The sequence below is a fragment of the Fredinandcohnia onubensis genome (assembly GCF_002734285.1).
GTDB lineage: Bacteria > Bacillota > Bacilli > Bacillales > Bacillaceae_L > Ferdinandcohnia > Ferdinandcohnia onubensis_A.
Genome location: NZ_NSEA01000008.1, coordinates 171,765 through 185,920, shown reverse-complemented (window position 1 = coordinate 185,920; position 14,156 = coordinate 171,765). Strand labels below are relative to the sequence as shown.

At 37.8% G+C, this 14,156-nt stretch carries 4 protein-coding genes; 2 read left to right on the top strand and 2 right to left on the bottom strand.

What is annotated here, in order from left to right:
• The first annotated feature begins 75 nt into the window (after positions 1 to 75).
• A complete protein-coding gene (locus CKJ95_RS08885; protein ID WP_099353054.1) occupies positions 76 to 3,435 on the top strand; it encodes a carbohydrate binding domain-containing protein in 3,360 nt (1,119 codons plus the stop codon).
• Between the two features lie 784 nt (positions 3,436 to 4,219).
• Here the strand turns inward: CKJ95_RS08885 and CKJ95_RS08880 are convergent.
• The gene (locus CKJ95_RS08880) at positions 4,220 to 7,267 is read right to left on the bottom strand and encodes an FIMAH domain-containing protein (RefSeq protein ID WP_099353053.1); all 3,048 of its coding nucleotides are present in this window, start codon (positions 7,265 to 7,267) and stop codon (positions 4,220 to 4,222) included.
• Between the two features lie 115 nt (positions 7,268 to 7,382).
• Positions 7,383 to 9,365, bottom strand: coding sequence for a WD40 repeat domain-containing protein (locus tag CKJ95_RS08875; RefSeq protein WP_099353052.1), 1,983 nt, complete (start codon positions 9,363 to 9,365; stop codon positions 7,383 to 7,385).
• 407 nt (positions 9,366 to 9,772) lie between these two features.
• On the opposite strand from CKJ95_RS08875, the gene CKJ95_RS08870 reads away from it, so the two are divergent.
• Positions 9,773 to 14,134: a carbohydrate binding domain-containing protein gene (locus CKJ95_RS08870; protein WP_142353931.1), complete on the top strand. Its 4,362-nt coding sequence runs from the start codon at positions 9,773 to 9,775 to the stop codon at positions 14,132 to 14,134.
• Positions 14,135 to 14,156: the final 22 nt, after the last annotated feature.

Here is a 14,156-nt window from a genome sequence, read left to right as displayed (position 1 = left end):
GTAATCGTTTCCTTTAATATAGAAAGGAGGTTCAATAACGTTTTACTTTTACATAATTAAAGGGAGGTTTATTGTTTGAGAGTTAGAAACTTGAAGAATTCAATTATGCTCACATTTTGTTTTACTCTACTATTTGGTGTAATAGCTCCATTTGCTACTACTAGTACGCTACCAGTTTCTGCAGAAACGGTACAAGTCGAGGTGCCAAATGGTAGTTTTGAGGATGTTGATAATCCACGGTGGAGTCTTGTAACCAATAATCCATCGACAAGTATTAGTTTTAGTGATGAAAAAGCTCATACTGGAAACAGAAGCTTGCACTTTAAAGATGAAAATAGCAATAATCCAGGTGGTAATTTGCAGGTAACAAGCGAAAAAATCCCTGTTACAAAAGGTGTCTCTTATCTAGCGAAAGCATATGTGAATGTGGTTAGCCAATCCCATAGTATCGGATATGAGATTCATTTTTATAACGGTGAAGGACAAAAAGTTGGCACTGCTACTTTTAAAAATTTTACTGCTGCTGAGTTAGGTAAAGATAAGTGGACTGAAATGAAAGTTCCTTTTGAGGTGCCAGAGGGAGCAACACAAGTTGAACTTCGTTTCAACTCGGGGCATCCATCAATAACAGAGGCATATTTTGATGATGTAACAATCGAAGGTACTTCTATTGAAGAACCTCCAGTTGATGATATCCATACGGAAGTATTGAATCCTAGCTTTGAAGAAGCGGTAGTTGATGGAAGCATTCCTGGTTGGACATCCGAATTTGAGGGTCCAGGAATTGGAATAAGTACAGATCGTGCTCGTACTGGGGCTCAAAGCCTGCACTTACACGATACTACTGACCAAGCAGGTGTAAGTGTCTTAAGTGATAAAATTGCAGTTGAGGCTGGTGCTTCATATTTATTAACCGTTTATTCAAATGTTGTAAGTCAGACACATAACGTGGTAACGGAAATTCGTTATTTTGATGCGGACAATAATAGAATTACAGAACATCGAGAACTAAATGGGAACCTACCGAAAAATGAATGGAAGGATTTAAAAGTATTTAGTGTTGTTCCAGATAATGCTGCGTATGCAAGATTAGCTTTCTATTCGGGAGGAATTAGCTTTACAGAAGTCTATTTTGACGATGTTACCTTTGAAAAAGTGACGGATGATGGCAAATTTGATCGTGAATATACGGCTCCTACTAATCTAGGAGAGATGGTTCATGTCCAATTAGGACAAGCAGGAGCGATCCAGGAAAATAGCCTAGGTGAAAGTGAAGTATATTATCATTCAAATGGTGCTCCAGGTACATTTTCAGTTTTAGATGCTGAGACAGGGGAGCTTAAGTTTTCCAAAGTCATTCAGAATACCGAGGCAGTTTGGGCAATTACTATTGGTTCTGATAAAAATGTATACTTCGCTAGTACTTCTGACGGAAAGTTATACCGTTATGTCCCAGAATTAAAAGAAGTTCAAGACCTCGGGGCCAATCCTTCTGCCACATGGGTATGGGATTTAGAAGCAACAGATGATGGTAAAATTTATGGTGCCACATATCCTGGTTCTGGTGTTTTCGAGTATGACACCGCTACAGGCAAATTCAAAGATTTTGGTAGTGTTTCAGACCAAGATTACGCACGTGGACTCGCTGTAGATGGGGATTATATTTACGTTGGTACTGGAACAATAAAACATTTGTATAAGATTAATCGACATACAGGTGAAAAAGAGGAGCTTATTCTAGAAGGGCACTCAGGTGAGAATGGATTCATCCAAGATGTTTGGGTTGTAAATGGGAAGCTACTTGTAGCCGTTTCAACAATTAACATGATTGTTGTTAATCCAGAGACAATGGAAGTTGAGGGTTCTTTCTCATTTAGTAATATGATTTCCGAACCAGATCCTAGTCAACCGAACATGATTTATTATAAAAATGGAACACAATTATTCAAATATGACCTTAATACAAATGTTGAAACGCTAATCGAAGGTCTTCCTATTCTTCCGGATACTCCTCGAGTAAAGGACATGGCTTGGATTACATTAACTACCGGTGAGACAGTATTAGCAATGGTCACACAATACGGAGAATATATGTTATATAATCCGGAAACAAATGAACTGAATTTCGTCATTTTAGATCTTGCGGCAACAGCAGTAGCGATTCAGTCACTTGAAACAGGCCCGGATGGAAAACTATATATGGGCGGCTATCAACGTGGTATGAGTGTATATAATCCGTTCACAAATGATATCGAAGTCAATATTTCTTCCTTTGCTCAACCAGAGGGCATTGGATTCTTGAATGACAAAGTGTATTTCGGCACATATGTCGGTGCGATTATGTACAGTTATGATCCAACTCTGCCTGTAGACTTAAATAATAATCCACAACTAGAATATGATATTCAAGATGAACAAGATCGTCCATTCGCGATAACGTCAGGGGATAACAAACTTTTTGTTGGAACAATTCCTGATTATGGCGTACTAGGTGGAGCTCTAGCCATCTATGATGAGAATACGGGTGAATGGTTCCAACAACGAAATGTCGTTCAGGACCAAAGTATAATTAGCTTAGCTTATCATGATGGAAAATTATTTGGTGGTACTTCTGTATGGGGTGGTTTAGGAATCGACCCGAAAGCAACAGAAGCTAAAATTTTCGTCTGGGATGTTGAAAAAGGTGAGAAGATTGCAGAATTCACACCGGAGATTCCTGGAATTGATGTTACACCTCGCATGATTGGTGATTTATCAATCGGGCCAGATGGTTATTTGTGGGGTGCTGTTGAAGGAACTATATTTAAAATGGATCCAGAAACCTATGAAGTTGTTGATAGCAGAGTGATTCGACCAAGTTTATATAACAGTAGTAAATGGTTTCCATACCAACTCGTGTGGGGGCCAGATGGCATGCTTTATACAACTTTATCTCGTAAACTAATTGCGATTGACCCTGAAACATTAAATTATAAAGTACTTGCTGAGGATTTTGTAAACAGCATGACTCTAGGAAATGATGGAAGCATCTATTATGCAGTAGGTAGTGAGCTTCATAAAATTGCAGTACCTGAAACAGATGCAACGTTAAAATCGATTACTATTGATGGGGAAGCACTTGAAGGTTTTCAACCCGGTGCTACAAACTATACGTTGTATGCTAAGCAAACTGAAAATATCGTGGCCGAGGCTACTCAAGCAGGCAGCACTGTAGACATCGTAAATTCAAACGATAAGACGGAAATTAAAGTTACTGCAATAGATGGAAAATCATCCTTAACCTATACAATCGTTTGGACAGATGAACCGGGTAAGCCAGGAAAACCGGATAAACCAGGAAAACCTGATAAACCAGGTAAGCCTGATAAGCCGGGTAAACCAGATAAACCAGGCAAGCCGGATAAACCGGGGAAACCAAACAAACCTGGTAATTAAGGATAGTTCTAAGTTATGAATATAGCGTACTAACAAAAAAGCTTGAGGGAATGTTCCAACCCCCTCTAGCTTTTTGATTTTAATCTTGTATGTAACTACCTATATTAAAGTCCTAGCTCGCAATTACACATTCGATTATAAATTTTACAAGCAAAAAGAAATATTTATGCTTTTTAATAGTTTTTTTAGAATAAAGCCACTCGCGATACCGAAAAATTATAGAAGCAATACTAAAAAGTTAATAAAAGTAATAATTATCCATTTGTGTATTGTTTTTAGGTGAGAAAACGAAAAAGGCATACGCAAATAAGAAATGCGTATGTTTTTTTATAGACTTAGAGTATTGAACCATTCGCAAGTACCAAAAAAAGGTAGAAGCGATACTAAAAAGGCTAAAAAATTCAATAATTATCCATTTGTGTATTGTTTTTATGTAATAAAACAATAAAAGCATACGTAAAAAAGAAATGCGTATGCTTTTTTAATAAATAAGAGTATAGAACCATGCGCATAATCCAAGAAAAGGAAAAAGTGATACCAATAAAGCTAACTCGTTAGCAGATGTAGTTTCGTTTTTGTGGAGAAACATTGTAGTTAGCGAAAGAACTAGTATCTTTTTAATCGAGTAACAGCATCACTGTATTCGTTACTATAACAACGTATTTATTAAAATGGTCACAAAATATAAAGTAATGCACCCTTAATCGCAAACTTGACAATATCAATTGTCGTCGTTCGATTAAGGGTGCAATTTAATTGGGAGAGGACCTTTTTATTTCATTGATTATTTTCTAAATGCTTCTTCAATAGCCGTAACATTATTGAGTAATGTGATTTTGAGCGCGCGATCGATATTGCTATTGTCAAGGTGTTTACGGAAATCCTCAAGATGCTTTACTGCTTGTTCTTTCTTACCTTTATCGTAGTGCTGTTTTGCTTGGGCTAATCGGTTAGTTAATTGTTGAGCCACTGAATGTGGAATGCTTTCTACTTTTTCAAGCTCATTGATTTGCTCTGCTAACGTTTCGGTTGTAACTTCTACTGTAACGACCACTGTATTCGTTTTAACTTGTTCGCCGTTGTATGAAACTGTAGCGTATATCTCTGTAGTTCCGGCATTTTTCCCACGAATTTTTCCATCCTCAAGGCTAACTGCATCTGTATTTGAATTAATCCAATCTATCTGAGCTCCTGCTAAATCGATTTTATTTCCGTTAGCAAGTGTAACAGTTAAATCAATTTCTTGTTCGGAACCTTGTAACAGTGTCTCACTGTCGACTGTTAATGATCCACTTTCAAGGGGAACAGGAAGCTGATATAAGTTATGATCTGCTGAATAGTAAATATTTCCTTCCTTATCTACATCCATCAAATTGACATTACCTGTAACCAATTGCTTGCTCTTCATTGTCTCTGGATCAATAACCGTTAATGTACGACCAGCTGTTGTGTATAAATATCCCAGATTATCCCAACGAATGAAGAAAGGTCGCCATTGACTTCCACGATTAACTCCTTTGTATAGTTGAGTACTTTTTACGATTTCTCGATTATCAGGATTCATGGCAAAAATCACAGTGTTAAAGGAACCACCTTTATCTAATCCCCATGCTACACCCCAGATGTTACCATCGGGACCAGCTGACAATTCACCAATCATTTCTGGCTTTTCTAAACCATCTACTTGAAGGTCGAATGCTTCATGATTACCTGTTGCCACATCATATTCAAACATTTTCGCTTTTGGTTCAGTTGGGTCAATACCTAGGCCTCCAGAAATCGTAGAACCTCCAAAGACTTTTCCATCATGATAGGCTAACCCAATGATACTTTGATTTTTAATGATATTTCGGATTGTATTCCATTTATTCGTTTTAGCATCATAGATGGTAAGGGCACCACCTAATCTACCGTAATCAGAAATGGTTCCAACAAAGAGTTTGTTATCTCCTGATGTAAAAGTGAAAGGTCTGCTTTGATCATCGTCGATGTCTTGTACCAACTCAGGATTTTCACCGGCTTTACCACCCGAGAAGGTAAATGGTTGGTTTGGATCATATTTATATATTTTAGCGCCACCATATGTTCCTAAATAGACGTCGCCGTTTAAAAATCCTATTCCTTCAATTTGGTGAGGATCACGTTCTTGTAGGATGTATTGATCAATTGATGTATCAAAGACACCAAAAGAACCTTGATAACCACCCATATAGATTTTTTGGTCTTCATCAATTTCTAAACTTTGCATTAAAAGACCTTGCATGTCGACTTCAGGATAACTGACTTTTACAGTATTTGTAGAAGGGTCATAGATGGAATATTCGATTTGATGATGTAAAATAGCTAATACATCTTTACCACTTCTATCCTTAATCCAACGCATCGCTTTGGCAGGAGTAGCAGGAAGTTGTACCGTCGGTTCTACTTTTGCTGTTTTATGTGTTGTCATATCATAGGTCCATAACTGCTGTGTATTTTTATTAATGTAATAAAGAATATTTTCATCATATGGGGAAGGTGATGAGATAAGCCCGTCAAAGGTATGCTCATCTTGCCAATCCATTGTATTTTTTTCTTCACCTGTTGTTTTGTCAATTGTCACCAGTGAAGTTCCATAGGCAACAAAAATGTTATTTCCATATTCCCAAATATTCGAAATGGATGTGGATACACCTGTAATTGGTAATTTAATTTCACTTCTTTCACCGGATGCAAGGTCCATTTTCATTAAATAAGCTGTTGTACCCGTTCCGACATATAGATTTTCTTCCGTAATGCCAAGTCCGCGTGCATATTGCTGACCCTCGTAAAAGGTGCCCAAATCTTTAAATTGAGCAGATTCAATATCGTATTCGAACACTTTTGCATTTGGATAGGTTGCCCCATAGATTTTTCCATCGTGTGAAGCCTCTAGTTGCCAAACCCAATTATCTGATGGATTTTTCCCAAGCTGTTCTAAACGTTTTTCCTTCACGACATATCTGTATAAAATACCATTATAGGTACCTGCAAAGTAGACATTTCCATCCGGGCCTACGACCATTGCCCACACAACATCACTTCCAGGCAAGGCTTCAGAAAATATTTTTTCTCCTGTTTCAGCATCTGCAGCATAAAATGTTGCCGGTGAACCATTTGTTGCATAGTAGAGTTCACCATCTCCAATTGCTACCCCTTGAGATTTGGCTGCTAATGCAGCTGGCCCATGGTTAATAGGCTTTCCGAATTCAATAGGGAAGTCTAAAATATTCGATTCTTTTTCAAATAATTTAACATCATCATAGTAACCTTTCATAGTGGATGTGGTTGCTTGGTAGATAAATATTTTTACTTCTGTAGCACCCGCTGGGGCAGTTGCCTCAATCTCCACAGTTTGCCACTTATTAAGTTCTTGTATATCGAAATACTTTGCAGAGTTTTCGATAATTGTGCCATTTTCATCTATCCAGCGAAGCCAAATTCCTGGTTTCCCAGTTAAATCTTCGACATATACGTGAGCATTTAATTTATATTGATTACCTGCTTTTATATCAATACCTTGACTGAACAAGCCAACAACCCCGTTATTATTGACAGCAAGACTCTGACTTCCGGTTTTTACAACTTCATCTGAAATACTCATTCCCGTCTTATAACCACCGGTCCAATACACCCAAGATGGCAGTTCAGTATCGGATAAAGTTTTTGCCTCAAAATCACCATTCTCGACGTTTAATTCTTTCCATTGATCATCTGCAGCGAATACATTTGATTGCTTAAAATAGGGAAGAGTGGAGAAAACGAGAATTGTAGCTAATAGTACAATAGAAAATAGTTTCAATTTATCTTTCAATGCATGTTCCTCCTGAATTCGTAATTATTACTGACAGGCAAAACGAAATTGCCTGTCAGTTTTTTAAATCAATCGTAATAGGAAAGATAGCAGTATAAATGCTATGCCTACTAATCTATTTTTCGTATTGATATAGCTTAGTTCCTCGAGCAAAATATATATTTCCATCTGGATCCATTGCAAAAAGTTTTGTATCTTCTGCTAAGACTTCATGATCCAATGTATTAGGATTGATTCTAAAGATATCTCCGCGAGCTTGACCATATAAATAGCCATCATCAGCAAATTGTAGAAATCCTTCTCGCCATAAATGGCCAATAGAATTCCAATCCACTTGATACAATTCCTTCGTTTCAACGACCTGATTAGTTGTCGTGTCGTATTTAAATAAGATGCCTGATGTAAGCCCCCATAGGTTTCCGTCATTATCAAAAGTTAGAGCGGAAATGGCTTTCTCACCAGGAACGGGAATGGTTTCAAATTGTTTTTCACCTGTTTGCACATTATAGACAAACAATTTCGCTTCTTCCTCAGTTGGAGCAATCCCTAGACCACCCCAAACAGAAGTGCCGCCATAGAGAAGTCCATCCTGATAAGCCAATGAAATGACACTTTGATTTTCTACGATATTCCGGTGAAGAGTATAATCATTTGTTGCTGGATTAAATATCGTTAGAGCACCACCAAGTAGTCCATAATCCGGAACCGTTCCGATGGCTAATAAATCACCAGCTGATGCTAACGCAAAGGGACGATCCTGACCTTCAGATTTCAAGCCGAAATGTTCAACTGGATTTATACCCATTTCATAGTTTTCAGTTGGATCATACGAATATAAGAATCCACCTGGATAAATTCCCATATATAGACGATTTTGATGGGCAATCATTCCTTCGATTTGCCCAAGTCCTTTATTTTCAGTAACTTGACCGGTTTTATAATCGTATTGGGCAAGCCCACCAGATAAATAGCCACCAACAAAAATATTACCGTTTGGTCCTTGCGTTAGGGATTGGATACTAACAGGTTGACCACTCAATTGTCCTTGTAAAATACGATGATTCCCGGTGATTGGATTATAGTGACGAATCTTTCCATCCCAAGCAATTGACACTAATGTCTTTCCAGGGAATTCACTGGTTTCAAATTTCGCCCAACCGAAATCTCTTGCAGAAAATAGATTGTCGAATCCAGTAGGTGTTAGTTTCAAAGAGTTTAAATCATAAGAGTATAGTTGTTCGTTTTTGATAAAATAAACCAAATTCCCTGGACCCGGTTCAGAAACATCAAGTCCATTGGCACCATCAATTTCATCAACGATTTTCATGGTTTTTAAATCAAAAACGAGTATTGTATTACTAGAACCAGTTGCCCTTGCAAACATTTTATTCCCAATTACATCAATATCATATACATAGGTTCTTTCTGAATACTTTTCTGGTAGTGGAATTTCTACTTTTTCACCTGTATGTATATCAACTTCGATAAGATTTGCTCCTTGAGTTCCAAGTCCTACATAAATTTTGTCTTTATAAATATCAAGACCTCTGGCATATTGCTGTCCTTCCTTTACTTGACCGTAATCACGAAACTCTTTAGTTTCAGGATCATATTGAAATACTTTTCCACTTGGAAAGGTACCTCCATATATGCGACCGTCTTCATCTGATTTTAGACGCCATAAAAATGATTCACCTGGGATTGGATTACCTAGGTTTTCTACATGGTCTGCACCTGGAACATATTTAAACAAAGAAGCACTAGAGTTCGTTCCAATATAGACATTACCTATAGGGTCCACTGTGATACCCCACGCACCACTAGCTCCATCAAGTGGAAAACTCGCAACACGCTCTCCCGTTTTTGCATCTAGAACATTAAATACAGCAGGGGAGCCGTTTGCGACCGCGTATACCCAATCTTCACCATTTGGACCTTTACCATAATCAGCTGCGGGAACAGAAACAGAATTAAGAACAGTCCCAATCTCACGAATATTGCTCTCTTCAGCAAATGTTTGATTGTTACCAATTACACTCGAAAATAACGAGAAGACTAAAACTGTGATCAAAGAACACATGATTAATTTTGTTTTCATCGCTTTCATCCTTTCGTGTTTTGATAGGAGAGGGAGGCACGAATTTGAAATAAATCCGCAATTATTCCGCTCACCCTTAATGGAACCGCACAAAATATAATTCTGAAATACACCTCCATTCTTTCACTCCATTACTCCCTTTGTGCAAAAGAGGGTGATAAACTATTAGAAATTTTCTGACTACATTAAAAGAATAATGAAAGAATTTAGTCTTTAATATGACGATAAAGATTTTAGGTCTATAGTAGGAGGGTTGTTGAATTGGGTTATCATACCAAAGACGGATTTAAGTATATTCACACTTAAAGACTATTTTCAGACTTGTCCCACTTTAATGAAATCAATACAATGAAGTAGATTTATAGATATTAACATTTTTTATTTAAAAAGGGAGAGGGGTTATGTTTTTGGCGAGGAAAAGGAAGGTAACATTGTTAATGCTCTGTGTTTTGTTAACGCTTACAAGTTTATTTCAAGGAAAACCACTATTTTTAAAAACAGTAAGTGCTGCTTCTACATCAAGTACGATATCAGTAAAGAATGGTAGTTTTGAAGAGCCTGTAGCCGATGGCAAAATCACGGGCTGGACATCTTTGTTTCAGACAGGGGACGGATTTACGTTTGAAGTATCAAGAGATCAAAGTGCAGCAGGAGAGAATAGTCTTTATCTAACGGATAGTATTAGGGGACAATCGGTAGTGCTGCTAAGTGATCCGATTGCAGTTAAACCTGGTGATTCGTATACAGGAACAACTATGTTGTATTTAAAGGCTGATAGTACAGCAAGCTTCCGGATTCAATTTTATGATGAAAATAATAATCAAATTAAAACAGAAGAGTATGTAACACATACTGAAACCTCTAAGGGATTTCCGGTAGAGGAGTGGTCAAAGGTTGTAACGCCTACTGCTGTTGCACCTGAAGGAGCGAAATTTGCTAGAGTTGTAGTTTTTACTACAAGCTATGCAATCGCTCAAGCTTATTATGATGACATAAGGGTGGTGAATACACCGAATCAAGGAGACGGTGATAAACCACATACCCCAGACCCATTAAAGAATGGTAGCTTTGAAGAGCCTGTGGTCGACGGCACAATCCCGGGCTGGACATCTATGTTCAACTCTGGGGATGGACATAATTTTGCTGTAACAAATGAACAACATGCAACCGGAGATTACAGCCTTTATCTTTCAGATGAGTACAGAGATAAATCAGTTGGTTTATTAAGTGACTCAGTTGAAGTTAAACCAGGGGATTTATATACCGGCACCGCTATGTTGTTCATGAAAGCTGATAGTACAGCTAGCATTCGTTTAGAGTTTTACGATGAAAAGAATAGTAAGATTCAAACTACCGAATATGTAACACATAGTGAAACCTCAAAAGGCTTTCCAATCGAGCAATGGACAAAGGTCTCTACACCATCAGCTACTGCACCAAGTAATGCGAAATATGCAAAAGTAGTCGTTTATACAACAAGCTATGCGATTGCAAAGGCGTACTTTGATGATGTAGCGATTGAGGGAGAAAAAGTATTAGAACCAATCGGAACAGATGTGCGAAATTCGGATTTTGAGAAGCCTTTGTACAATGGGAAGATTCAGTATTGGGAATCATTATTTAATGTTGGGTCAGATTATTATTATGAATTGAATAACGAAATCAGTGCTTCAGGTGATTATAGTCTGAAGATCTATGACCAAGTAAGAAACGGGTCAGTCGCATTAATTAGTGATTATGTTTCTGTTACTCCCGGAGATACGTACACAGGTTCCAGCAAGTTGTATCTCAAAGATGGTGGTACAGCAAGTATTGATATTCGTTTCTATAATGAAGATGATGTTCGTATTGATGTAGGTGCAACTGAGATGCATTATGCGTCTGGAAAAGACGTTCCGGTAGAGGAATGGAGCGATATTTATACTAGAGAAGTAGTTGCTCCGGCTGATGCAGCGTATGCACGAATGGTTTTATATTCCACATCTTATCAAATTGCTGAGGCTTATTATGATGATGTAACGATACTACATGAGGCAGATCAATCACCAGCAAATCTCTCGATATCAGCTCCTACACAAATTGCTGAAGGTGAGACTTTTACAGTTACGTTAGATGCTTCAAAAGTAAAAGAGCTTCATCATATTGAAGGGTATGTCTACTATGACCGCGAAAATCTACAATTTTTAAGCTATGAACCACTTGGGGATTTTGCAACAGAATCTGCATCAGTAATTGTAGAGGAATCTAACGGAAGATTGAGTGTTATGGCTTCTACAAAACCGGAGCAACCTGTGAAATCGAACTCAAGTATTGTCCAGTTACAATTCAAAGCGGGATCTGAGTCTGGGCAAGCATGGACAGTTTTAAGTAAAGAAACAGTTATGAATAATGAATTTCAGCTAGAACGGGATCAAACGTCATTGATTACAATTGGCGAAATACATGAAAAACTAGGAAACTTGTCTTTTAGTCAGCCTGAAAACCTCCAACCGCCGATTGCTGATACAATTGGCTTGTTTGATGGACGAACTGGTGTAGAAGACGGTGTTAATGTCATGTATACAACCGTTAAAGGAATTCCACCTATATTCCATGTAATTAATATTGATGAGCATAAACTTATCCGTAGCTTACCTATGGAAGGTGCAGGAGATGTTTGGAGCCATACGGTTGTACCGAACGGAGACGTATATGTGGCTGCAGGTGGACAGTTGTGGGTGTATTCTCCTGTCACAAAGGATATTAAAAAGGTCTATACACACAGTACCGAGAATGTTTTTTGGGCACTTGAGCATGATGAAGAGGGTAATGTATATATTGCTACAGGTCCACTTGGGAAAATTATTAAGTATGATCCTTCTACTCAAACAGCACATGATTATGGACGATTAATGGGTCATATTAGCCAAGAATATGTCCGTTCGATTGATTATAGCAATGGATATGTGTATGGCGGAACATCACTTGGAGAGATTTATAAACTCGATGTGAAATCAGGCGAGAAGGTTGAAATTGCTTCTCCTTTAAACGAAGTAGGATATGTATATGATTTAGATATAGTTGATGACAGACTGTTAATTGCACGTTTTGAAACTTCACAAACAAGGTATGTATATAATTTAGAAACGCAAAAATGGGAAGATGTTAAAATTGAAAACAGTAATTCCGGTCTCCATCTACCGAAGACATCTCTTGATGGAAAAATTTATATGCCGGTTAACGGGAAAATAGCTTCCTTTGATGTTAATACATTTGAGTTAATTGAAATTGTAGATTTTGGAACAGGATTTAGAGGGGTAGATTGGGTAGAATCACCGGACCCTGAACTTCCAGGTGTAAGTTTGGTTACCATGAATTTTGCTGGGAGCTATATCTTTTTTAATCCAGCTACTGGGAAAATTAAAACCATTTCTAATTTCTTGCCACCATCTCCTTCAATCACTCACGTATTTAAGAAGGGTGCAAACGGAAAAGTTTATATTACAGGTATGCAGGCCTCAAAGGCAGCTGAATATGATGTGTTTACGAAAGAATTGAAGCTTTTCCCAATGGGTCAGGCTGGAGCAGTCATTCCGTTTCAAGACAAAGTCTACTTCGGAGTTTATCCGGGAGGCGCTTTTGAGGAATATATCCCAGCAAGCGGTGATAATCCTAGGAAACTATTTAATATTGGAGAAGCACAAGACCGTCCTATCAGCGGAATTGATGTCGAAGGAAAAATCTATTTGGGATCGATTCCTGACTATGGAGAACTCGGTGGGGCATTAATGGTCTATGACCCTGCTGGTCAAAATCCAAATGAATCCTATAAAGTGCACCGGAATATCGTTGAAAATCAAAGTATCATTTCTTTAGCACATAAAGACGGGAAAATTTATGGTTCTACTAGTATTAATGGGGGATTAAGTTCTGAAACAACGGCAACTGAAGCTAAAATCTTCGTATGGGATATCAAAAATGAAAAGAAACTCAAAGAAATTTCTTTAGATATTCCTGGACTTTATAGTCCTCCTGCAATTGGTGGACTTTCAATTGGTCCTGATGGGTTATTATGGGGAGCTGTAAATGGAATTGTGTTTGCGCTGGATCCTGAATCACTTGCTTTAATAAAATATAAAAATCTATTCCCATCTGATAGTTCTTGGGGCCAATGGGGCGCTTATAATGTCGAATGGCATCAAGATATTCTTTACATGCAGCTTGGTCGCCGATTAGTAGCAATTGATCCAATCACCCTTGATTTTCATTACTTTGAGGATTCTGAAGCATTCACGATGGGAGAAGATGGACATCTTTATTATTCACCGCGTTCTAATAGAACATTGATGTATAAGGTAAGCATTACTGATAAAACACACCCAGGACAATTACATCTCAATGGTCCATTAAGTGTTAAACAAGGTGATATGTTTGAGGTAGCTCTCTACGCCAACCAAGTAAATAATCTTGATAAGACGATTGCTGAACTAGGCTATAATGCAAAAGATCTAAAGTTCATACAAGCAAAAGGGGTTGGCCCATTTAGTGAGAAGGGTACAGAATTCGAAGTGGAAAAGGAATCTGGAAAGGTAAAGATTTCAGCTAAATTGCCTACAGGAAAGTCACTCGAAGAAGATGGAAAAATTGCTGTACTTCGATTCAAAGCAAACAAAAATATAGAAACAACAAGTATTTCTATTCTGGAAAAATCTAAGGTATCTTCTTTAAATAACACCGATTTCTTAACTATTGGCGAGAGCCAAACAATTACGGTAAGAGTTTTACCGTAACAAGTAAAAAGGACTACATTTT

What these genes read in the sequence shown, in the direction of transcription:
- CKJ95_RS08875 (WP_099353052.1), bottom strand. Translation starts at nt 9,365, where the DNA reads ATGAAAACAAAATTAATCATGTGTTCTTTGATCACAGTTTTAGTCTTC.